The sequence below is a fragment of the Kribbella sp. NPDC048837 genome, from assembly GCF_055586945.1.
Genome location: NZ_JBVJHF010000007.1, coordinates 1 through 20,512, shown reverse-complemented (window position 1 = coordinate 20,512; position 20,512 = coordinate 1). Strand labels below are relative to the sequence as shown.

At 69.5% G+C, this 20,512-nt stretch carries 24 protein-coding genes; 16 read left to right on the top strand and 8 right to left on the bottom strand.

Going from position 1 to position 20,512, the window contains the following annotated elements; translation table 11 throughout:
- Positions 1-60: 60 nt before the first annotated feature.
- Together ACZ6O0_RS29775 and ACZ6O0_RS29770 are read left to right on the top strand one after the other, a co-directional pair.
- On the top strand, positions 61-447 hold the full coding sequence (locus ACZ6O0_RS29775) for a phage holin family protein (RefSeq protein WP_465768316.1): 387 nt from the start codon (positions 61-63) through the stop codon (positions 445-447).
- Positions 447-890 (top strand): low molecular weight protein-tyrosine-phosphatase, encoded by a 444-nt coding sequence (locus ACZ6O0_RS29770; RefSeq protein ID WP_465768315.1) that lies wholly within the window; start codon positions 447-449, stop codon positions 888-890. The genes ACZ6O0_RS29775 and ACZ6O0_RS29770 overlap by 1 nt, the downstream gene beginning before the upstream one ends.
- Here ACZ6O0_RS29770 and ACZ6O0_RS29765 read toward each other — a convergent pair.
- Complete coding sequence (locus ACZ6O0_RS29765; RefSeq protein WP_465768314.1) at positions 881-2,092, bottom strand: pyrophosphate--fructose-6-phosphate 1-phosphotransferase; 1,212 nt, start codon at positions 2,090-2,092, stop codon at positions 881-883. The two genes, ACZ6O0_RS29770 and ACZ6O0_RS29765, sit on opposite strands and share 10 nt — an antisense overlap.
- A gap of 178 nt (positions 2,093-2,270) precedes the next feature.
- Positions 2,271-2,741 carry an Lrp/AsnC family transcriptional regulator gene (locus tag ACZ6O0_RS29760; RefSeq protein ID WP_465768313.1) on the bottom strand — a complete coding sequence of 157 codons (471 nt, stop codon included), beginning with the start codon at positions 2,739-2,741 and terminating at the stop codon, positions 2,271-2,273.
- Positions 2,742-2,795: 54 nt separating this feature from the next.
- Here ACZ6O0_RS29760 and ACZ6O0_RS29755 point away from each other — a divergent pair, with 54 nt between their 5' ends.
- Positions 2,796-3,704, top strand: a complete 909-nt coding sequence (locus ACZ6O0_RS29755; protein ID WP_465768312.1) for a DMT family transporter — start codon at positions 2,796-2,798, stop codon at positions 3,702-3,704.
- Between the two features lie 58 nt (positions 3,705-3,762).
- On the opposite strand, the gene ACZ6O0_RS29750 is transcribed toward ACZ6O0_RS29755, so the two are convergent.
- The gene (locus tag ACZ6O0_RS29750) at positions 3,763-4,764 is read right to left on the bottom strand and encodes an acetamidase/formamidase family protein (RefSeq protein WP_465768311.1); all 1,002 of its coding nucleotides are present in this window, start codon (positions 4,762-4,764) and stop codon (positions 3,763-3,765) included.
- Positions 4,765-4,881: 117 nt separating this feature from the next.
- Between ACZ6O0_RS29750 and ACZ6O0_RS29745 the strand changes: the two genes are divergently transcribed.
- The 5 genes from ACZ6O0_RS29745 (at position 4,882) to ACZ6O0_RS29725 (ending at position 9,943) form a co-directional block, all read left to right on the top strand.
- A complete protein-coding gene (locus ACZ6O0_RS29745) occupies positions 4,882-5,574 on the top strand; it encodes a response regulator transcription factor (protein ID WP_465768310.1) in 693 nt (230 codons plus the stop codon).
- Positions 5,571-7,163 carry a sensor histidine kinase gene (locus ACZ6O0_RS29740; RefSeq protein WP_465768309.1) on the top strand — a complete coding sequence of 531 codons (1,593 nt, stop codon included), beginning with the start codon at positions 5,571-5,573 and terminating at the stop codon, positions 7,161-7,163. Before ACZ6O0_RS29745 ends, ACZ6O0_RS29740 begins: the two co-directional genes overlap by 4 nt.
- A 101-nt stretch (positions 7,164-7,264) precedes the next feature.
- On the top strand, positions 7,265-8,641 hold the full coding sequence (locus ACZ6O0_RS29735) for a S1C family serine protease (RefSeq protein ID WP_465768308.1): 1,377 nt from the start codon (positions 7,265-7,267) through the stop codon (positions 8,639-8,641).
- An 88-nt stretch (positions 8,642-8,729) separates the two neighbouring features.
- Positions 8,730-9,239 carry a DinB family protein gene (locus ACZ6O0_RS29730; RefSeq protein ID WP_465768307.1) on the top strand — a complete coding sequence of 170 codons (510 nt, stop codon included), beginning with the start codon at positions 8,730-8,732 and terminating at the stop codon, positions 9,237-9,239.
- A 5-nt stretch (positions 9,240-9,244) separates the two neighbouring features.
- Positions 9,245-9,943 carry a pirin family protein gene (locus ACZ6O0_RS29725; RefSeq protein WP_465768306.1) on the top strand — a complete coding sequence of 233 codons (699 nt, stop codon included), beginning with the start codon at positions 9,245-9,247 and terminating at the stop codon, positions 9,941-9,943.
- On the opposite strand, the gene ACZ6O0_RS29720 is transcribed toward ACZ6O0_RS29725, so the two are convergent.
- Entirely contained in the window at positions 9,940-10,269 is a 330-nt protein-coding gene (locus ACZ6O0_RS29720; protein WP_465768305.1) for an L-rhamnose mutarotase, read from the bottom strand. The two genes, ACZ6O0_RS29725 and ACZ6O0_RS29720, sit on opposite strands and share 4 nt — an antisense overlap.
- Before the next feature lie 266 nt (positions 10,270-10,535).
- Between ACZ6O0_RS29720 and ACZ6O0_RS29715 the strand changes: the two genes are divergently transcribed.
- Both ACZ6O0_RS29715 and ACZ6O0_RS29710 read left to right on the top strand, forming a co-directional pair.
- On the top strand, positions 10,536-12,440 hold the full coding sequence (locus ACZ6O0_RS29715) for a penicillin-binding transpeptidase domain-containing protein (protein ID WP_465768304.1): 1,905 nt from the start codon (positions 10,536-10,538) through the stop codon (positions 12,438-12,440).
- Between the two features lie 81 nt (positions 12,441-12,521).
- Complete coding sequence (locus tag ACZ6O0_RS29710; protein ID WP_465768303.1) at positions 12,522-12,833, top strand: TFIIB-type zinc ribbon-containing protein; 312 nt, start codon at positions 12,522-12,524, stop codon at positions 12,831-12,833.
- 17 nt (positions 12,834-12,850) lie between these two features.
- Here the strand turns inward: ACZ6O0_RS29710 and ACZ6O0_RS29705 are convergent, their stop codons facing one another.
- Positions 12,851-13,264 (bottom strand): PaaI family thioesterase, encoded by a 414-nt coding sequence (locus tag ACZ6O0_RS29705; protein ID WP_465768302.1) that lies wholly within the window; start codon positions 13,262-13,264, stop codon positions 12,851-12,853.
- A 9-nt stretch (positions 13,265-13,273) separates the two neighbouring features.
- Complete coding sequence (locus ACZ6O0_RS29700) at positions 13,274-13,588, bottom strand: WhiB family transcriptional regulator (RefSeq protein ID WP_465768301.1); 315 nt, start codon at positions 13,586-13,588, stop codon at positions 13,274-13,276.
- A 161-nt stretch (positions 13,589-13,749) separates the two neighbouring features.
- Here ACZ6O0_RS29700 and ACZ6O0_RS29695 point away from each other — a divergent pair, with 161 nt between their 5' ends.
- Positions 13,750-14,214 carry a GNAT family N-acetyltransferase gene (locus ACZ6O0_RS29695; protein WP_465768300.1) on the top strand — a complete coding sequence of 155 codons (465 nt, stop codon included), beginning with the start codon at positions 13,750-13,752 and terminating at the stop codon, positions 14,212-14,214.
- A 73-nt stretch (positions 14,215-14,287) separates the two neighbouring features.
- Positions 14,288-15,373, top strand: coding sequence for a DNA polymerase IV (locus ACZ6O0_RS29690; protein ID WP_465768299.1), 1,086 nt, complete (start codon positions 14,288-14,290; stop codon positions 15,371-15,373).
- 79 nt (positions 15,374-15,452) lie between these two features.
- Here ACZ6O0_RS29690 and ACZ6O0_RS29685 read toward each other — a convergent pair whose 3' ends face one another.
- Entirely contained in the window at positions 15,453-16,292 is an 840-nt protein-coding gene (locus ACZ6O0_RS29685) for an amidohydrolase family protein (protein ID WP_465768298.1), read from the bottom strand.
- Positions 16,293-16,297: 5 nt separating this feature from the next.
- A complete protein-coding gene (locus ACZ6O0_RS29680; protein ID WP_465768297.1) occupies positions 16,298-17,422 on the bottom strand; it encodes a mandelate racemase/muconate lactonizing enzyme family protein in 1,125 nt (374 codons plus the stop codon).
- Positions 17,423-17,541: 119 nt separating this feature from the next.
- On the opposite strand from ACZ6O0_RS29680, the gene ACZ6O0_RS29675 reads away from it, so the two are divergent.
- Genes ACZ6O0_RS29675 through ACZ6O0_RS29660 form a run of 4 tightly spaced genes read left to right on the top strand, consistent with a single transcriptional unit; the run spans position 17,542 to position 20,151 of the window.
- On the top strand, positions 17,542-18,237 hold the full coding sequence (locus tag ACZ6O0_RS29675) for a GntR family transcriptional regulator (RefSeq protein ID WP_465768296.1): 696 nt from the start codon (positions 17,542-17,544) through the stop codon (positions 18,235-18,237).
- A 48-nt stretch (positions 18,238-18,285) separates the two neighbouring features.
- The gene (locus ACZ6O0_RS29670) at positions 18,286-19,134 is read left to right on the top strand and encodes a fumarylacetoacetate hydrolase family protein (protein WP_465768295.1); all 849 of its coding nucleotides are present in this window, start codon (positions 18,286-18,288) and stop codon (positions 19,132-19,134) included.
- 33 nt (positions 19,135-19,167) lie between these two features.
- Complete coding sequence (locus ACZ6O0_RS29665) at positions 19,168-19,764, top strand: class I SAM-dependent methyltransferase (RefSeq protein ID WP_465768294.1); 597 nt, start codon at positions 19,168-19,170, stop codon at positions 19,762-19,764.
- A gap of 9 nt (positions 19,765-19,773) precedes the next feature.
- Positions 19,774-20,151 (top strand): VOC family protein, encoded by a 378-nt coding sequence (locus ACZ6O0_RS29660; protein ID WP_465768293.1) that lies wholly within the window; start codon positions 19,774-19,776, stop codon positions 20,149-20,151.
- The last annotated feature ends 361 nt before the right edge of the window (positions 20,152-20,512 follow it).

Sequence of the window (20,512 nt, the reverse complement as noted above, 5' to 3'; positions counted from 1 at the left end):
GGTCAGATCAGGGCGCGGCAAGGGGGTTGGTGTTACCGGTCGGATGGGAGGATCGACCGCATGAAGAACTTGGTCATCAGACTGCTCGCCAACGCGGTCGCGCTGGCGATCGCGACCTGGGTCGTCAGCGGGATCACCCTGGAGGGTGCGACCACCGGACGGCGGATCCTCACGCTGCTCATCGTCGCCGCGATCTTCGGTGTGGTGAACGCGGTCGTGAAGCCGATCCTGCAGCTGCTGTCGTGCGTGTTCATCGCCCTGACGCTGGGCCTGTTCCTCTTCGTCATCAACGCGGCGATGCTGCTGCTCACGTCGTGGATCACCGGCAAGCTGGACGTCCAGTTCCACGTCGACGGCTTCTGGTCCGCGCTGCTGGGCTCGGTGATCATCACCGTCGTCGGCATCGCGCTGAACGTCGTTCTTCCGGACAAGGCCGAGATCAAGTAGTGCCCAGGCACGTCGAGATCGTCTGCACCGGGAACATCTGCCGGTCGCCGATCGCCGAGGTCGTGCTGCGCGCGAAGCTCGCCGAGGCGGGGATCGACGACGTCGAGGTGACCAGCTCGGGGACGGGCGCCTGGCACGTCGGCGATCGGATGGACCCACGCGCCGCGGCCGTGCTGCGCAAACATGGGTACGACGGCAGCGCGCATCGGGCCCGTCAGTTCCGGCCCGGGTGGTTCGCGGACCGCGATCTCGTCCTCGCGATGGACTCAGGTCACCTGGCCGAGCTCGGTGGCGACGCCCGGTTGTTCGCCGACGACGACGTACCGGATCCGTACTACGGCGACGACGCCGGTTTCGACGACGTCCTCGCGCGGATCGAGAAGGCGGCCGACCAGTGGGTCGGCCGCCTCCAGGTCGTGTCTGGTGGTCCCGATCAGGCCTGACCGATGCCGGCCTTCAGGGCCACGAACCAGTCGACGCCCGGGTCGAACTCCTTGCCGCCGGCGATCCGCGGGAACTCGATCGCCCGCAGCTCGTCGCCGCGCTCCTCGTCGTGGCCGACGACACCGGACTCACCACGCAGCGCGGCGTCGACCGCGTAGTCGGTGCACTCCTTGATCAGGGCCAGGTCGCGGTCGTTGGCCGCGGCCGAGCGGCTGAAGTAGCCGCTCTTCTGCACCATCGTCTTCTCCGCGCCGATCCGCTCGGCGAACTGCTTGGCGAACCACGCGCCCGGGTTGATCGTGTCCAGCTTCACGTGGCCGAACGGGTCCCGGCCGACCTCCTCGCCGCGGGCCTCCATCTCGGCCACGATCGACGGGACGCCGGCGCCCTCGGACAGGAAGATGTTGACGCAGTCGGCCTCGTCCATCACCTTGCGCAGCCGCTCCGCCTCGGCGTCCAGGTCGATCGTTGCCTCCGGCACGTACACCGCGTGCACGTCCCAGCCGGCCTGGTCCAGGCCGATGCCCGGGTTCCACTCCTGCGTCGCCAGCCAATCCCGGTACGCCCGGGCCGTCGCCGCGGTCAGCCATCCGCAGTTGCGGCCCATCACCTCGTGGACGATCAGCATCCGCGGGTTCGAGCTGTGCTCGGCGATGATGTTGCGGGCGAACAGCGCGCCCTGGTCGGCCGCGGTCCACGCCCCCAGGCTCTGCCGGATCGGGATCACGTCGTTGTCGATGGTCTTCGGCAGGCCGACCACGGTCAGGTCGTAGTCGTGCTCGTGCAGGTACGCCGCTAGGTCGGCAGCGGTGGTGTTCGTGTCGTCGCCGCCGATGGTGTGCAGGACGTCGACCCCGTCGGCGACCAGCCGCTCGGCCGCGACCTGGAGCGCGTTCTGGCCGTCGGCGATCAGGCCGCGCTTGACCAGGTCCGCGGTGTTGGTCAGCTTCACCCGGCTGTTGCCGATCGGGCTGCCGCCGAACTTGTGCAGCAGCGCGGCCTTCTCCCGGACCTCGGGCGTCACCTCGAGGTAGCGGCCGCTGAGCAGGCCGTGGTACCCGTTCAGGTAGGCGATGATCTCCACGTCGGGCGCCACCTCGGTGTAGCGCTCGATCAGCCCGCCGACGGCGGACGACAGGCAGGGCGCGAGCCCGCCGGCGGTGAGCAGGGCAACTCTGCGGACAGACTTGTCGGCAGCCATGGGTCAGGGTCCTTCCAGACGTTGCTGAAGTCGCCACCAGACTAGTGATGCAGACCACTCCTGGAGGTGGTTGGGTTCAACCAGCGGCGGTTGGGGTTGGCCGGCGGTGGTTGGGGTTCAACCAGCGGCGGTTGGGGTTGGCCGGCGGTGGTTGGGTTCAACCAGCGGCGGTTGGGGTTCAGCCCAACGGCACCGAGCGCGGCGGCACCGGGGTGGAGACGATGAACGAGCTCGTCGTCTGGCCGTGGACGAGGAACTTGTCGAGGACGTCCTCGAGCGAGGCGATGGCCGGGACCTGGACCCGCATCAGGAAGCAGTCCTCGCCGGAGATCCGGTGGCACTCGACGACTTCCGGCGTACGACCGGCCAGCTCGATGATCTTCGGGATCTGGCCCGGACCCGGCCGGAGCCGCACCCAGGCCGCGACCGGCAGCCCGAGGGCCGCCGGGTCGACCTCGAGCCGGTAGCCGCGGATCACCCCGGACTCCTCCAGCCGGGTGACCCGTTCCCGCACGGTCGGCGTGGAGACGCCCAGCCGGCGAGCCAGCTCGGTGGTCCGCAGCCGGGGGTCGGCGGTCAGCTCGGCCAGGATCCGGGTATTGAGCTCATCCAGCAATTGGCTTTTCGTTTCGGTAACCAAGGCTGCCATTTCGGCTCCGATCTGGCATGGGAAAACTGCGAGCTGGTTCCTAGGGTAGTCAGGGTGACAACCATCGTGGAAGCTCCGCCCCGGAGCGGCCTCGCGACCGCCGCGGCCGCCGTGACCGTGCTGCTCTGGGCTTCGTCGTTCGTCGCCATCCGGCATGCCGGCACCGAGTTCTCGGCCGGCGCCCTGGCCCTGGCCCGCCTGGGTCTCGGCAGCATCTTCCTCGGCGCGTTCCTCTTCCTCCGCCTGCGGCGCGAGCTGACCGGCCGCCGCTGGCCGGCCGCGCGGGACTGGCCGCAGTTGCTGGCCTGCGGCCTGCTCTGGTTCGGCGTCTACAACCTCACGCTCAACGAGGCCGAACGCCGCCTGGACGCCGGGACCGCGGCCATGCTCGTCCACATCGCCCCACTGCTGATCGCCCTGCTGGCCGGCCTCACCCTCGGCGAAGGCTTCCCCCGCCAGGTCGTCATCGGCAGCCTGGTCGCGTTCGGCGGCATCGTGCTGATCGGTACGTCGACCTCCACCGGCCGCGCGGAGACCTGGGGCGTCATCCTCTGCATCACCGCCGCCATCTCGTACGCTGTCGGCGTGGTCACGCAGAAACCGCTCCTGAGCCGACTGCCCGCGGCCGAGGTGACCTGGCTCGCCTGCACCATCGGAGCAGTCGTCTGCCTGCCGTGGGCCCCCACGCTGATCGACGAGCTCGGATCCGCGAGCGGCGGGACGATCTGGTGGGCGGTGTATCTGGCCGCCTTCCCGACCGCGCTCGGCTTCACCACCTGGGCGTTCGCCCTCCGCCGGACCAGCGCGGGCAAGATGGGCGCCACGGTGTACGTCGTCCCCGTCGTCGCCATCGCCCTCGGCTGGCTCTTCCTCGGCGAGACGCCCGCACTGCTCGCCCTGGTCGGCGGCGCCGTGTGCCTGGCCGGCGTCGCGATCTCCCGCCGTACCGCGAGGATCCGATGAAGTGGATCGGCGGGGGTGGCGAGCGGGTCACGCTGCGGCTGGTCGCGAAGTACGGCGTTCAGCTGAGCGTCGCGGCCGCGGAGCGCAGGTGCTGGTGGATGCCGTCGTACACCGTCGCGCTCGGTAGCAGGCGCTTCGGGATCTTGGTGACCACGCTGTAGTTCACATCGACCACGTTGGCCAGTGGGACCTCGCTGATCTGGCTGAGCAACTGGTAGGCGTCGAGCTTGTCCAGTCCGTACAGCTCGCTCATCCAGCCGACCATGTCGACCTGGCCGGCCCGCCACGCGTCCTCGAGCGGCCGGCTCGACCCGACCACCGCCAGGTACTCGTCGTTCTCGATCCGCGGCCAGACCGGTCCCGGCGTCTTCACCAGGTCCACGATCAGTACGACGTTCATCGCGCCCTCGACCGCGGTCCCGCAGGACTCGCCCTCGCCCTGGCGGTAATGGCCGTCACCGACGGAGAACAGGGCACCCTCGACGTTCACCCGCAGGTAGCAGGTCGCACCGGCCCGCATCTCCGGCGTGTCCATGTTGCCGCCGAACATGTCCGGGACCAGCGACGAGCGAGCCTCGAACGCGGCCGGCGCGAGGCCGACCGTGCCCAGCATCGGTTCCAGCGGCAGCGCGAGCTCCAGCCCGCTGCTCTGCGCGTGGAACCCGACGGTCTGCTTGTCGGAGTCGACGTCGTAGACCCAGGTCCGCTCCGGCAGCGGGTCCTGCAGCGTCGCGGTGCGGTCGGTGCTGGTCAGGCCGCCGAAGAACGGGATGGTCGTGGACACACCCCAGCTGCGGGCCGGCGTGAGCTCCACGAAGTGCAGCACCAGGGTGTCTCCGGGCTCGGCGCCCTCGACATAGAACGGGCCGGTCTGCGGGTTCACGAACGGCATCGTCAGCGAGGCGCTGGCAAGGTCCGCCGTGCTGCGGAGGGTGCCGCAGTAGGCGTCCTCGGTCCACAACTTCAGTGCGGTGCCCGGCGTGACGCGCCGTACCGGCGGCACCCCGCCGAAGGTCCAGGCGAACTGCTCGGGCTCGGGGGTGTATTCGACGATGTCCACGATGTGCCAACTTAAGGTCTGCGGGAGGTATTGGGGTAGTGATCAGCGGGTTCTCAGGCGATTCTCAAACTGACGGCCTACTGTCGAGGCGGAACTTCGAGCGGAGCGGGGAAGACGATGCGGGTACTGGTGGTGGACGACGACCGGGCGGTCCGGGACTCGCTGCGCCGTTCGCTGGAGTTCAACGACTTCGAGGTCGTGACCGCGGCCGACGGTGCCGAGGCGCTCGCGGTGATCGGCAACGTCGAGCCGGACGTCGTGGTGATGGACGTGATGATGCCGCGGCTGGACGGGCTCGAGACCACCAAGGCCTTGCGGGCCGCCGGCAACAATGTGCCGATCCTGGTGCTGACCGCGCGGGACGCGGTCGCGGACCGGGTCGACGGCCTGGACGCCGGCGGTGACGACTACCTGACCAAGCCGTTCGCGCTCGAGGAGCTGCTGGCCCGGCTGCGCGCCCTGCTCCGCCGCAGCAGCACGCCCGGCGAGGGCGGCCAGCGCGGTGAAGTGCTGCAGTACGCCGACCTCGTGGTCGACGTGGACGCGCACGAGGTGCACCGCGGCGACGTCGCGATCCCGCTGACCCGGACCGAGTTCTCCCTGCTGGAGCTGCTGATCCGCAACCCGCGCCGGGTGCTCGAGCGCGCGGTCATCCTGGACGCGGTCTGGGGCTACGACTTCCCGACCACCGCCAACTCCCTCGAGGTCTACATCGGCTATCTGCGCCGCAAGACCGAGGTGAACGATCTCCCCCGCCTGATCCACACCGTCCGCGGCATCGGCTACGTCCTGAGAGACACCCCGCCGTGAGTCGTCAGCACCCCGAAGACTTCCCCTCGTACGCCGACCGGCCGGAGCCGGCCGTCCCGGAGCAGCCCGCGCCACCACCAGTTGCCAATGGCAACGGGAATCGGGTGGTCGCGACGGCCGCCCGCACCCAGACCTGGTGGAACGAAACCCTCCACCAGCTGAGTCTGCATGCCCGGGTCACGATGCTCGCGGCGGTCGCGGTCGGCCTCGCGGTCGCCATCGTGAGTGTGGCGGCGTACGTCACCGTGCGCCAGCAGATGTACCAGAACCTGGACGACAGCCTGATCCTCCGGGCCGGCCAGGCCGCGCAGAAGGGCGTCCTGACCAACCTCACCGTCCTGCAGGGCATCCCGCCCGACGCGCTCGGCCTGAGCGACATCCAGGTCGGCATGATCGGTGCGAACGGGCAGAAGTTCGGCGCCGAGAACAGCGCGCTCCCACCGATGGGAGAGGACGAGCTCGCCATCGCCCGCTCCCAGGGCACCGACGCCAGTCTGCGGACCGTCGGCGTCCGGAACGGCGCACACTTCCGTGTGGTCGCCGTACCGGCTCACTACTGTCCCGAAGACTTCAACTGCCGGGCCGACCCGGATCTGTACCAGCCGTCGGCGCTGGTCGTCGCGCAGTCGCTGGGTGCGATCGACCAGACGCTGCACAACCTCGGCATCGTGTTGTGGGCCTTCGGCCTGATCGGCGTCATCGGCGCCGCGCTCGTCGGCAACGCGGTCGCGCGGTCCGGGCTGCGGCCGCTGGCGCGGCTGACCAGTGCGGCCGAACATGTCGCGCGGACCGAGGATCTGAAGCCGATCCCGGTGACCGGGTCCGACGAGATCTCGCGGTTGGCGCAGGCGTTCAACGCGATGCTCGCAGCGCTGGCGCGATCCCAGGACCGGCAGCGGCGACTGGTGGGTGACGCGGGGCACGAGTTGCGGACGCCGCTCACCAGCATCCGGACGAACCTCGACCTGCTCGCCCAGGCGGACAAGCGCGGTGGTCTCCGCCCGGAGGACCGCCAGCAGCTGCTGGACGACGTCCGCGCGCAGATGGACGAGCTGACCACGCTGATCGGCGACCTCACCGAGCTCGCCCGCGACACCCCGCAGGTGCGGAACGCGGAGCTGATCGAGCTGTCCAATGTGATCGAGGACGCGCTGATCAAGGTACGCCGGCGCGCGCCGGGGCTGGAGTGGGACGTCCAGCTCACCCCGTTCCCGGTGTGGGGCGACGAGCGACTGCTCGGCCGCGCCGTGATGAACCTCCTCGACAACGCGGCGAAGTACAGCGTTCCGGAGGGCGTCACGCCGCGCAGCGACGGCCAGCCGGTCGGCCGCGTCACAGTCCGCCTGCTGGACGGCGTACTCACGGTGACCGACTCGGGGCCTGGTATCGCCGATGCGGACCTGCCGCACGTGTTCGAGCGGTTCTACCGGTCCAGTGAGGCGCGCAGCCGGCCCGGCTCGGGGCTGGGACTCGCGATCGTGAAGCATGCGGCCGAGCAGCACGGCGGGATGATCTACGCCCGCAACGCTCCGGGCGCGGGCGCACAGTTCACCCTGTGGCTCCCGCACGCCGCGACGCAGACTCGCTGAGAAGATCCTGACAGGTCCTTCAGAGGATCTTCATGGAGTTCTTCGGCAGCTCCGAGCGGATCTTCAGGGGCCTCTCAGGTCCGGCCGCCAAAGTACTGGCTATGACCGAGAACCAGCCGCAGCAGCCGCAGAACCAGCCCGGCCAGAACCCGCAGCAACCGCAGGGGCCGGAGCGGACTCAGCAGATGCCGATGTACGGACAGCATCAGCAGCAGCAGTTCGCACCGCTCGGTGGGCAGCAGCAGCGGCCGGGTCAGCACCCCGCAGGTGGGAGTGCTTATCCGCAGTTCGGTGCGCCGGGGGCGCATCAGGGGGCGTCTCCCGGCCCGAACTGGCCTTACGGTCCGCAGGCGCCGGCCGCGACGGCTGAGAAGCCGAAGCGGCGCGGCCTCGCGCTGGTGGCGCTGACCGCCCTCCTGGTCGGCACCGCCGGCGGTGTGGGCGGCGCCGCGGTGTACTCCGCGACGAACGACTCCACCGCGAACTCGCCGTCGGTCACGGCTCCGCTGAACGGTAACCAGGCGGCGCCCGCGTCGGCTCCGGACGGCTCGGTGCAGAACGCCGCCGCGAAGGTGCTGCCGAGCGTGGTGAAGATCGCCGTCGCGACCTCACAGGGCGCGGCGACCGGCTCCGGCATCGTGATCAGCAAGGACGGCCTGATCGTCACCAACAACCACGTGGTGGCCGGCGCCGGGCAGGGCGCGACCATCACGGTGATGCTGAACGACGGCCGGACGGTACCCGCCACGATCAAGGGCACCGACCCGCTGACCGACCTGGCCGTGATCCACGCCGACGCGACCGACCTGACCCCGGCGACGCTGGGCCAGAGCGGCAAGCTCGCGGTCGGGCAGGGCGTGGTCGCGATCGGCTCCCCGTTCGGCCTGGAGGCGACCGTGACGAGCGGCATCGTCTCGGCGCTGAACCGGCCGGTGACGTCGGGCGACGACCAGCAGGACAGTACGACAGTCTTCCCAGCAATCCAGACGGACGCCGCGATCAACCCGGGTAACTCCGGTGGCGCCCTGATCGACCTCGCCGGCCAGGTGGTCGGAATCAACAGCGCGATCAAGACCGCCGGAGGATCGGGACAATCCGAAGGCGGCAACATCGGCCTGGGCTTCGCAATCCCGATCGACCAGGCCAAGCCGATCATCGACGAGCTGGTGGCCAAGGGCAAGGCCACGCATGCACGGCTCGGAGTGCAGGTCGGCGACGCGCAGTCCTCCGACGGGCTCACGAACGGAGCACGCCTCGGCGAGGTAACGTCCGGCGGTGCGGCGGACAAGGCCGGTCTGCAAGCGGGTGATGTGGTGACCGCTGTGGACGGCAAGGCGATCGCGTCAGGGGACGCGTTGGTTGCCGCGGTCCGTTCGCACCGCCCGGGCGATGAGGTCAAGATCGACTTCACCCGCGCCGGGAAGGCCCAGTCCGTCACGGCCACCCTCGGCTCCGACAACGGCAACCCCACCGGCTGACCCCAGCCCCCCGACCGGGACTGCGCCGCCCACCGAGCGGCGCAGTCCCTTTTCTTTTGTGCCCTCCGGGCGGGCTAGGTTTCCGGGCATGAGTCTCTACGAGGAACGACCGCCGCTGGTGGCGGACGAGCGGACGCAGCTGATCGGGTGGCTGGACCTGCAGCGGAAGCTGGTACGCCGGAAGCTGGAAGGCCTGCGCGCCGAGGACGAGCACCGGGCGGTGCTGCCGGACTCGCCGATGATGACGCCCGCCGGGCTGGTGTCGCACATGCGCTGGACCGAGCACTGCTGGTTCAACGTGATCTTTCTCGGTGAGCCCTCCGACACGAACCCGCAGTTCCGCAAGGATCTGCCGGACGACGCCGACTGGATGGTCGACGGCGTACCGCTGGCGCGGGTGCTGGACGACTTCGAAGCGCAGTACGCGCAGGCGAACGAGATAGTCGCCGCTCACTCGCTGGACGACGTCGGCAAGCAGTCGGATTTCGCCCCGACGCTGCGGTGGATCGTGATCCACATGGTCGAGGAGACCGCCCGGCACGTCGGCCACCTGGACACCATGCGCGAGCTCCTGGACGGCCAGAGGGGGTATTACTAGTACCCATGGAGATCCGGCGGGCGGGCGATCGGTTCGTGACATCGTCGGAGTGGCTGGACTCGCGGCACTCGTTCTCGTTCGGGCCGCACTACGACCCGGCCAACGTCGGGTTCGGCTTCCTGCTCGCGCACAACGACGAGACCGTTGCCCCCGGCACCGGATTCGGCACGCATCCGCATCAGGACCTCGAGATCGTCACCTGGGTACTGCGGGGTGCCTTGGCGCATCGCGATTCGGAAGGGAACAGCGGCGTCGTCCACCCGGGCCTGGCCCAGCGGATGAGCGCCGGCTCCGGCATCCGGCACTCCGAGTGGAACGACGCCGCCGATCCGGTCCACTACGTGCAGATGTGGGTGCGCCCGGACCGCTTCGACCTGCCACCGTCGTACGAGCAGGCCGAGATCGACCTGAGCGCCGGCGAACTCGTCCCGATCGCTTCCGGGTTGCCGCAACACGCGAGTAGCACTGCGATCCACATCAACCAGCAGGCCGCGGGCATGTCGGTGGCCCGGCCGGCTCCCGGCGGCGCGGTCGCTCTGCCGGCAGCGCCGTACGTGCATCTGTTCGTCGCTCAGGGCACCGCGACGCTCGAGTCCGCGGGCGAGCTGTCCACGGGCGACGCCGTACGGCTGACCGACGCCGAAGGCCCGCGCATCACCGCGGGCCCGGAAGGTGCCGAGCTGCTGGTGTGGGAGATGTACTAGTCCTGCTGCTCACTCATGGTCCAGACGTGGCGCAGGGACTGGCCGGCCACGCCTTCCGGGTTCTGCGCGAAGCCCTCGACGAACTGGCTCATGTGTTCCTGCCAGCGCTGGTCGACCGGGTCCGTCTTCAGCTGGGCGACGGCGGCCTCGAAGTCGTCCGACACGACCAGGTGGAAGAGGTCTTGGCCGCTGCGCCAGATCGACCAGTCGGTGATGCCGGCGGCGCGCATCACGGCGATCAGTTCCGGCCAGACACGAGCGTGCTCGAGCTCGTAGGCCTCTTCGGTCCCGGGGATCAGCCGGCTGTGCAGAGCAAGGCGGGTCACAAGGCTGCAGAATACGCCGCGAGTGCCGGATCTGGACCCCGGTTCCGGAATCCCGATACGTTCTGCGTCTTGCTCCCGATTCGCAGCTGCGATCCGCGAGGTCGCTGCCAACTCAGGCGCCGGATCGGGCGTCGTACTTGCGTGGGTTGAGTATTTTCGCCCTCGTGGCTGTTCCTGAGGCGACCCCGCCCCACCGCCCCGGTCAGGACGCCACACGCCGAAGACTGTCCCAGGTGTCCATCCGTCGTCGTGCGAGAGTTGGAAACGTGAAGCGAACCACTGCCATCGTCTGCTTGAGTAGCCTGCTGATCACCGCCGGTTGCTCCGACAGCAAATCCGGCGACGGGAAACCGGACCCGAACGACGAGAAGCAGGCCTCCGCCGCCGTCATCAAGCAGTTCGCCGACGCGTGGGTGAAGGCGTGGGCACCGGACGGCAAGCCGGACGCGGCGGGTGCGCTCACCGACAACCCGACGGTGTTCGGCAAGCGCCTCGACGACGTCGACACGGCGCTGGTCGCCACCACCGTGACGGTCACACCGCAGGGCGACCCGAAGTGCAGCGATGGCAACAACTGCACGCAGGACCTCGCCGTCGAGGCCCAGCTCCGCGGCATCGGCACGATGAAGTGGACCAGTACGGCGACCGCCGTGAAGACCGCCGACGTGTGGAAGATCAAGGCCTCCGGCGACACCATCTACCCCGGTCTCGGCGACGCGAACTACCTGAAGCGGGTCCGCGCACTGCCCGCGCGCGCCTCGATCCTGGACCGCACCGGCGCCGCGCTGACCGCGAACCGCCCGGTCGTCATCGTCGGGGTCGCGTCGGGCAACGTGGCCACCGCCGCGACGTACGCCGCCTTCACCAAGAACCTCCAGGTGGACGGCGCGAAACTCGCCGCCCGCGCGAAAGCCGCGCCGGCGGGTCAGTTCGTCGACGCGATCACGATCCGGGCCGAGCAGTGGGAGGCGCTGCGGCCGACCATGGGCAAGCTCCCCGGCGTCCTGACGATGGGCGGCACGCAGTCGCTGCCGGAGTCCGCGACGTTCGCCCGGTCCATCCTCGGCACGATGAAGACGGCGACCGCGGACACCCTGAAGAACGCGGGGCCGACCGCGTCGGCGCAGGACCAGGTCGGGACGACCGGCCTGCAGTACGCGTTCCAGCAGCAGCTCGCCGGCACGCCGGGCGGCACGGTCACCCTGCGGGACGGCAAGACCAAGCTGACGATCAAGACGGTCTTCAGCCAGAAGGGCACGGCGGGGACGCCGGTCAAGACCACTCTCGACGCGAACCTGCAGCGCTACGCCGAGGCCGCGCTGGCGACGAGCAAGCTGCCCGCCTCACTGGTCGCCGTCCAGGCGTCGACCGGGCAGATCCTGGCCGCGGCGAACGGCCCGCAGGTCGCGAGCTACAACCGTGCCTTCCAGGGCCGCTACGCACCGGGGTCGACGTTCAAGATCGTCACGTCGGCGGCGCTGCTCGGCAGCGGTGAGTCCACGACGACGTCGCTGCCGTGCACGGACACGATCAACGTGTTCGGCAAGACGTTCAAGAACTACGACGGACTCGCGGCGTACGGCGCGGGCACGATGCAGAAGGCGTTCAACGAGTCCTGCAACACCGCGTTCATCTCGCAGCACGCGCGGCTGCCGAAGGACGGGATGACCAAGGCCGCGGCGATGTTCGGCATCGGGCGGGACCTGAACCTGTCGATCTCGGCGTACGGCGGTCAGGTGCCGCTGCCCAAGGACGACGTCGCCGAGGCCGCGTCGATGATCGGCCAGGGCACGGTCACCGCGAGCCCGCTGGCGATCTCGCTGGTCGCGGCGACGGTCGACCACGGCACCGCGATGAAGCCGGTCCTCGTGCCCGGCAAGGACGCCGCCGGGGCGGCCGCCTCTCCGTTGCCCGCGGCAACGGTCGCCGCGCTGCGGACGTTCATGCGGACGACGGTCACCGGTGGTACCGCGAAGGTCCTGGCCGGTAACGGCGCGGTCGCCGCCAAGACCGGCACCGCCGAGCTCGTCTCGGGCGGCAAGGTCATCACCAACGCGTGGATGGCCGGCTACCGCGGCGACGTGGCGTTCGCCGTCATCGTCGAGGGCGGCGAGTCCGGCTCGCACGCCGCCGGGCCGATCCTGAAGAACTTCCTGACCCGCTTCAAGTGATCCTGAGAGTTGGCCGCCGAAGTTCCTGAGAGTTGGCTGAAAGCCCGGTATGACGGGGAAATCGTCACTTAGGGTTGCTGGATGGAGAGCCTGACGTGTCCCAAGTGCCGTGGCGCGATGCGGACGTACGAACGCAGTGGTGTGACGGTGGATCAGTGTGCCGAGTGCCGGGGGATCTTCCTCGACCGGGGTGAGCTGGAGCGGCTCGTGGACGCCGAGCTGCGCTACAACGAGCCGCAACAGCCACGCTACGAAGAGAAGAAGCGGTACGACGACCGCCGGTACGACGACGACCGGCGGCGCGACGACGATCGCCGCTACGACCCGCGCTACGGGAACCAGCAGTACCCGCGCAAGAAGAAGAAGTCCTTCCTGGAAGAACTCTTCGACTGAGCGTTACCGGCTGGGTCTTACCGGCGCAGGGCGATGACGGTGCCTTGCCCGATCGCGCAGAGTGTGCCGGCGCCGGTCTCGTCGATCGTCGTCAGCTCGCAGGTGCAGGTCGCCTGCCGGCTGCCCGCGTGCGCGACCTTCGCCTCGGCCCGGAGGACGGTGCCCTGGGCCGGCCGGAGGTAGCTGATCGTGAACCCGCCGGTCAGCACCTCCGGGCCGAGCGCCGTACCGCCCGCGAACGTGATCGCGTTGTCGGCCGCGTAACCGAGAACGCCGCCGTGCAGGTACCCGTTCTGTTGCCGGAGATCGTCGCGGATGTCGAGTTCGAGCGTCGCCCCGCCGGCGCCGAACGCCGTCAGCCGGGCGCCGAGCAGCACGCTGAACGGTTGCGCCGCGAGGACCTTCTGCGCCAGGTCGAAAGTCAGCTCCATGCCGACAGACTAGTGACGCCGGGCGTGCAGGCCGGGGTCGCGTTCTTCCTCGGTGGTGCCGCCCCAGACGCCGTACGCCTCCCCGACGACCAGCGCGTGCTCGCGGCACTCACGCCGTACCGGGCAGGTCTTGCACAGCGACTTGGCGATCACCTCGCGGGCGTGCTTGCGCGGGCCGCGCTCGGACTCGGCGGCGAAGAACAGCTCGGGGTTGACGTCCGCGCAGGCGGCACGTTCCTGCCAGGCCCAGTTCTCGAACAGCGCGGACGGCAGGCCGTCCGGCGCCTTGCTCACCACACCGGCGGGCGGTTTCCGCCGCCTCATGACTGGCTCCTGGGTTTGGCTGACATGGTCGGGCACCTCGGGGTCGATCGGTTCCGGCGCGGCTGGTTGCGCAACCGCGGCCAATTCCTCCAGTACCCGTCGGCAAACGGTCCGGCAGGTTGTGGCCGTCCGGGGTGCCGCGGGAGGGCTATCGTCATCGGGTGACCACGCCATCGGTGAGCCTGCGCCCGATTACCGAGTCCGAGTTCGCCGGCTGGAAGGACCGCGCCGCCGAGTCGTTCGCGGCGGGGATCGGGCCGGCTCGCGGGCTGGATCCCGAGGAGGCGCTGAAGCTCGCCCATGACGAGACCTCCCGGCTGCTCCCCGACGGCACCGGCACCGAGCAGCACCTGATCTGGATCGCCTGCGACGGCACGGAACCGGTCGGCAGCCTGTGGATCAGTACCAAGGCGCGGGTGCCGTTCATCTTCGGCATCGAGGTGGGCAGCTCGCAGCGCGGCAAGGGCTACGGCCGCGCGATCATGCTGGCCGGCGAGGAGGAGTGCCGGCGGCTCGGCTACCGCCAACTGGATCTGAACGTCTTCGGCGACAACTCCACCGCCATCAGCCTCTACGAGTCCCTCGGCTACACCGTCACCTCCCAGCAGATGCGCAAGGAACTCTGATCCCCGCACACTCGGCAAGCACGGCCCGGCTCGGGCTGTGGTTACGCTGGGTCGTCGAGCCCAGGGGGTGTTGATGAGCTGGTGGATCCTGCATGTGGACATGGATCAGTTCATCGCGGCCGTGGAGATCCGGCGGCGGCCTGAGTTGCGCGGGTTGCCGGTGGTGGTCGGCGGGTCGGGCGATCCCACCCAACCACGGCAGGTCGTCGCCACCGCGTCGTACGAAGCACGCGAGTACGGCGTGCATTCGGGGATGCCAGTGCGGGCTGCGTACAAGAAGTGTCCGCAGGCGGTCTTCCTCCCTTCGGATCCCGCGGCGTACGAGGCGGCGTCGACCGAGGTGATGGACACGCTGCGGTCGTTCCCGGTGGTCGTCGAGGTGTGGGGCTGGGACGAGTGCTTCGTCGGCGCGGAGACCGACGATCCGGAGCAGCTGGCCGCCGAACTCCGCGCCGCCGTCCAGGGCCGCACGACGCTGACGTGTTCGGTCGGCATCGGCGACAACAAGACCCGCGCCAAGCTGGCCACCAACTTCGCGAAGCATGCGCGGTCGCACGCGGAGCCCTTCGAGGGCGCGAGTACGGCGGACCAGGAGGGCGTCTATCGACTGACCGGCGCGAACTGGCGTGAGGTCATGGACCACCGGCCGGTGCGGGAACTCTGGGGCATCGGCAGCCGGATGGAACGAAACCTCAACGAACTCGGCGTCTTCACCGTCGCCGACCTGGCCGCCGCCGACCTCGACGTCCTCCGCAAACGCTTCGGCCCGAAGATGGGCGCCTGGTACGCCGCCCTCGGCCGCGGTCTCGGCGACACCGAGGTCACCGACGTACCCCGCGAGCCGATCTCCCGCAGCCGCGAGGAGACCTTCCCCGAAGACCTCGTCGACGGCGCCGAGGTGCAGAAGGAACTCCGCCGCATCGCCGTCGAGGTCACCCGCGACGTGGTCGCCGAAGGCCGCAGCATCCAGCGCGTCTGGGTCAAGGTCCGCTTCATCACCTTCTACACCCCGATCAAGAGCCGCAAACTCCCCGAGATCACCCAAGACCCTGAGGTCATCGCCACCACCGCCCTGTCCCTCCTGGAGAAGTTCGAACTCCGCCGCCCGATCCGCCTCCTCGGCGTCCGAGTCGAATTCGCCCCGCCGGCCCAGCCCTGAACAACTCGAGCGGCCGGTCGGTTGGTGCGTCGCGTGCTTCAGGCGGTCGGGTACTGCGGGCGCCCGGCCGGCCGGCCGGCTAAAGGTTGTAGGTGATGGTGGCGGTGGTGGTGAAGATGGCGTCGCGTTCGGTGGGGGCCAGGGCGGCTGTCAGGGTTTCGGCGGTTTCGACGACCTCGGCGTAGGTGGCGGCCAGGACGCAGACGGGCCAGTCGGAGCCGAACATGACTCGGTCGGGGCCGAAGGCTTCGAGGACCGTGTTGGCGTAGGGCTGGAGGTCGGCGGGTTTCCAGGTGGACCAGGGGGCCTCGGTGACCATGCCGGAGAGTTTGCACGTGACGTTGGGGAGGGAGGCGAGCTCGCGCATGTGGCCGGCCCAAGGCTCCAGGGGCTCGCCGATGACGGGCTTGGAGATGTGGTCGACCACGAAGGTGAGCTGGGGGAGGTTGCGGACGGTATGGATCGCGGCGGGGAGGTGCGGGGTCTTGGTGAGGAGGTCGTAGGCGAGGCCGGCGTCGGCGACGGCCGCCAGACCGCGTTGTACGTCGGGGCGGAGGAGCCAGTCGACATCCGGCTCGTCGTGGACCTGGTGGCGGATGGCCTTCAAGTACGAGCCGTCCGGCCGTGAGAGCAACCCGTCCAGCGTGGCGGCGACGTCGTCCGCGGTGAGGTCGACCCAGCCGACCACACCGGCCACCAGATCATGGTTCGCGGCGACCTCGAGAAACTCGACGGTCTCCTCGACCAGGCCCACGGTCTGGACCAGGACCGTGGACGTGACGCCGGCGGCCGCGGCCTGGGGTGCGAGGTCGTCGATGGAGAAGTTGCGCCGGATCGGATCCAGCTCCGGCCCGACCATCCAGGACTGCTCGCGGACGGTCAGGTCCCAGACGTGGTGATGCGCGTCGACTCGGTTCATGCCGTTCATCCAACCCTTCGTTGATCGATCGCGTCCTGATTCCAGTCGATGCCGAGCCCGGGCGTGTCCGGCGCCACCGCGTGCCCGTCCACGATCGCCATCTCCGACGACGTGATCGCCCGCAGTTGCGGGATGTGCTCGACGTACCGCCCATTGGGTACGGCGGCCGTCAGGCTGACATGCAGCTCCATCAGGAAGTGCGGACACACCTCGAGGTTGAACGTCTCGGCCAGATGCGCGACCTTCAGCCACGGCGTGATCCCGCCGACCCGGGCCACGTCGACCTGGACGATCCCGGCGCCACCGGAGGCGACGTACTCCCGGAACTGCGAGACGGAGTACAGCGACTCGCCGACGGCGATCGGGATCGACGTGGACGCCGCGAGCCGCACGTGCCCGGTGACGTCGTCGGCCGGCAGCGGCTCCTCGAACCACGACAGGTCCACCGCCTCGAAGGCCGCGGCCCGCCGCCGGGCCTCGGGATACGTCATCGACTGGTTCGCGTCGACCATGATGTCCAGGGACGGCCCCACGGCGTCCCGGACCGCCTGCAGTCGCTCGAGATCCTCGTGCACCCGTGGTTTGCCCACCTTGAGCTTCACTCCGGGCCAGCCGACCTTCTGCGAGGCGAGCGCGCCCGCGACGAGCTCATCCGTTGTCAGATGCAACCAGCCGCCCTCGGTGTCGTACAGCGGCACCTGCTGCCGATATCCACCGGCCAGCCGCCACAACGGCTCACCGGCCCGCAAACAGCGCAGGTCCCACAAGGCCGTGTCCACGGCCGCCAGCGCGAGCGAGGTGATCGCACCGACCGTGGTCGCGTGCGTCGACCAGAACAGGTCCGACCACAGCGCCTCGACGTTCCGGGCGTCCGCACCGACCAGCCGGGGCAGCAGGTGGTCCCGCAGCAGCGCCAGTACGGCGGTGCCGCCGGTGCCGATCGTGTAGGAGTACCCGAGGCCGGTCAGCCCGTCCGCGGTCTCCAGCGACACGAAGATCGTCTCCTGCTTGAGGAACGACTGGACCGCGTCGGTCCGGACCGTCTCGACCTCCAGGTCGACCAGGTAGGCCTCGGCGCGGATGATCGCCGTACTCGCCGGAACGGGGGTCCGACTGGGTGTCACGGTCACGAGGCGGCTCCAGATCCTATAGGATATTGCCAACCTGATGCTGCCGCCTCACACTGGACCCGTCAAGACTCGTCCAGGTAACGATGCGGGTCGGGCAGAATAGGGCTTCGGGAGGAACTGTGACGGATGCGCACGTGGGTCTGGCCGGCCAGCTCACACGTCTGCCCCAGCGGCAGGTGCTGAGCGACGACGTCTACGAGACGGTCAAGGGCCTGATCATGGACAGCGTGGTCGAGCCGGGCACCAGGCTGAACATCGACGCGCTGACCCGTGAGCTGGGCATCTCGCAGACCCCGATCCGGGAGTCGCTGGCCCGGCTGGAGTCCGACGGCCTGGTGATCAAGGAGCCCCTGCGCGGGTACCGGGTGTCCTCCCGGCTGACCCGGGCCGAGTTCGAGGACCTGTTCGAGTACCGGCTGCACATCGAGCCGTGGGGCGCCGGCCGCGCCGCCGAGCGGGCCGGGGCCGAGGACCTGGCCCGGCTCAAGGCCGAGATGCTGAGCTACACCGACGTACCCGACCGGCCGGCGTACGAGAGCTACCGGGCGATGGCGGCGCACGACCAGCGCTTCCACGACCTGGTGCTGGAGCTGTCCGGCAACGAGACGGCCCGGCTGTCCTTTGCGCGGACACACTGCCACCTGCACCTGTTCCGGCTGTACTACGGTGGCGGCATCGCGACGAAGGCGTTGCGGGAGCACAAGACCATCGTGACCGCGGTCCGCAAGGGCGATCCGGAGGACGCGGCCGCGGCGATGCGGTCGCACATCGAGGCCTCCCGGGCCCGGCTGCGGCCCATCTTCGACCAGGACTAGTGCCTCATGAGGCACCAAACCGCCACCACCGCCATCAGGGAGACATCTGTGGAACTGCTGCGCCTCGGCGCGGTCGGCGAGGAGCGCCCGTACGTGCGCGCCGCCGACGGCACCGTTCACGACCTGACCCCACTCACCGCCGACATCGACGGCGACTTCCTCGCGTCCGACGGCATCGCCCGTACCCGCGCCGCCCTCGACGCCGGCGAACTCCCGGCGGCCGACGTGACCGGCCTGCGCGTCGGCGCCCCGATCGCCCGCCCGGGCGCGGTGGTCTGCATCGGCATGAACTACGCCGCCCACGCGGCCGAGTCCGGATCCGAGCCGCCGAAGCAGCCGATCGTGTTCTTCAAGCACCCGAACACCGTCGTCGGCCCGGACGACGACGTCCTCGTCCCGCGCGGCTCGACCAAGACCGACTGGGAGGTCGAGCTCGCCGTCATCATCGGCAAGCAGGCCCGGTACGTCGAGACCGACGAGGAGGCGCTCGCCTGCATCGCCGGGTACGCCGTCTCGAACGACGTGTCCGAGCGCGCCTTCCAGATCGAGCAGTCCGGCGGGCAGTGGTCCAAGGGCAAGTGCTGCGAGACGTTCAACCCGCTCGGCCCGGCGCTCGTTCCGGCCGACGAGGTCGACCCGGACAACCTGGACCTGAAGTCCTGGGTGAACGGCGAACCGCGGCAGGACTCGAACACCCGCGACATGGTCTTCTCCGTGGCGGCATTGATCCGCGACCTGTCGCAGTACATGGTCCTGAGCCCCGGCGACATCCTGAACACCGGCACCCCGGAGGGAGTGGCGCTGTCCGGCCGCTTCCCGTACCTGGCGCCCGGCGACACGATGGAGCTGGAGATCCAGGGCCTGGGCAAGCAGAAGCAGAACCTCGGCAAGGCCTGATTTTCTGTCGGCGCGGCCCGTTAGGGTCGCGCCGTGACAGATCAGCTGGTGGGGATTCGCACGTCGTACGACACCGTCGCGAGCTCGTACGCCGAGCTCGTGCGGGACGGCGCGGACTGGGAGCCCGAGGGCTTCGACCTGCTCGCCATGCTGGCCGACGGCCGACCGGTCATCGACGTCGGGTGCGGTCCCGGCCGGACGACTGCCCTGCTCGCCGCGCGCGGTGTGCGGGTGACCGGGATCGACCTCTCCCCCGGGATGATCGAGGTCGCCCGGCGGGACCACCCCGAGCTGGACTTCCGGGTCGGGTCGATGACCGGGCTCGACCTCCCGGACGGCGAGCTCGGCGGCGTGCTGTCCTGGTGGTCGATCATCCACCTGCCGCGCGACGTCGTACCTCAGGCCTTCGCCGAGTTCTACCGCGTGCTCGCTCCCGGTGGGGCGCTCTTGCTCGGCTTCCATGTCGGGACCGAGAGCACGCACAAGACCTCTGGGTACGGCGGGTTGCCGATGGATCTGTACGTTCATCGGTGGCTTCCCGAGGGGCTCACCGAGATCGCGGTCGCCGCCGGGTTCACGCCGTACTTGGACGGCGAAATTCCGCCTGACCGCTTGGTCTTCCGGAAGTAGTCTTCGCGCATGACTTCGCGCGTGCGGACGGTGACCTTCGACGCCCATGACCCCTACGAGCTGGCCGGCTTCTGGCTGCAGGTGCTCAAAGCCCCGCGACCCGACGACGACCATCCCGAGGATCCGTACGCGGCCGTGGTGACGGATTCGATGACGTTGCTGTTCGAACGCAACTCCGACGAGAAGACGGTCAAGAACCGCGTCCACCTCGACCTCGAGCCCGACGGCACGCGAGACGCCGAGGTCGAGTGGTTGCTCACCATCGGCGCCACCATCGCCCGCGACCACCGCGAGGCTGATGGCACGGGCTGGGTCGTCATGCACGACCCGGAGGGCAACGAGTTCTGCGTCCTGCGGAGTGCGGCTGAGCGTGCGGCTACTAGCTGAGGTTGTTTAGCCCACGCCTGCTACGCAGTCGCTCCTTCGTCGCGCCCGCTACGCGCGCTCCCACCCACCCGAGGTGTCCTTGCGGGCTGCCGCCCGCGGGTTGCGGCTCATCGCCGCGCCTTGCGGAGCTACCGCTCCGCAATCTGCGCGGCTCCTTCGTCGCGCGCGGTTGGCCGGCTATCGCCGAGTGGCTTGCGGGCTGCCGCCCGCCTCGTGCGAGTGCTATCGCCCCCGCAGTCTGCGGGGCTACCGCCGGTCAAGTCCCATGAGGTGGTGTACGACGTTTGGTCCTTCGTCGTTGTCGGGTTAGGCGCTGATCGCGCCTGCGGTTTGGGAGTTCTCCTCGGTGGTGTTGGTGATG

Coding starts and splice junctions, on each gene's coding strand:
- ACZ6O0_RS29735 (WP_465768308.1), top strand. CDS start 7,265: ATGACCGAGAACCAGCCGCAGCAGCCGCAGAACCAGCCCGGCCAGAAC.
- ACZ6O0_RS29685 (WP_465768298.1), bottom strand. CDS start 16,292: ATGAACCGAGTCGACGCGCATCACCACGTCTGGGACCTGACCGTCCGC.
- ACZ6O0_RS29760 (WP_465768313.1), bottom strand. CDS start 2,741: ATGGCAGCCTTGGTTACCGAAACGAAAAGCCAATTGCTGGATGAGCTC.
- ACZ6O0_RS29745 (WP_465768310.1), top strand. CDS start 4,882: ATGCGGGTACTGGTGGTGGACGACGACCGGGCGGTCCGGGACTCGCTG.
- ACZ6O0_RS29725 (WP_465768306.1), top strand. CDS start 9,245: ATGGAGATCCGGCGGGCGGGCGATCGGTTCGTGACATCGTCGGAGTGG.
- ACZ6O0_RS29710 (WP_465768303.1), top strand. CDS start 12,522: ATGGAGAGCCTGACGTGTCCCAAGTGCCGTGGCGCGATGCGGACGTAC.
- ACZ6O0_RS29660 (WP_465768293.1), top strand. CDS start 19,774: ATGACTTCGCGCGTGCGGACGGTGACCTTCGACGCCCATGACCCCTAC.
- ACZ6O0_RS29705 (WP_465768302.1), bottom strand. CDS start 13,264: ATGGAGCTGACTTTCGACCTGGCGCAGAAGGTCCTCGCGGCGCAACCG.
- ACZ6O0_RS29700 (WP_465768301.1), bottom strand. CDS start 13,588: ATGAGGCGGCGGAAACCGCCCGCCGGTGTGGTGAGCAAGGCGCCGGAC.
- ACZ6O0_RS29765 (WP_465768314.1), bottom strand. CDS start 2,092: ATGGCTGCCGACAAGTCTGTCCGCAGAGTTGCCCTGCTCACCGCCGGC.
- ACZ6O0_RS29690 (WP_465768299.1), top strand. CDS start 14,288: ATGAGCTGGTGGATCCTGCATGTGGACATGGATCAGTTCATCGCGGCC.
- ACZ6O0_RS29730 (WP_465768307.1), top strand. CDS start 8,730: ATGAGTCTCTACGAGGAACGACCGCCGCTGGTGGCGGACGAGCGGACG.
- ACZ6O0_RS29775 (WP_465768316.1), top strand. CDS start 61: ATGAAGAACTTGGTCATCAGACTGCTCGCCAACGCGGTCGCGCTGGCG.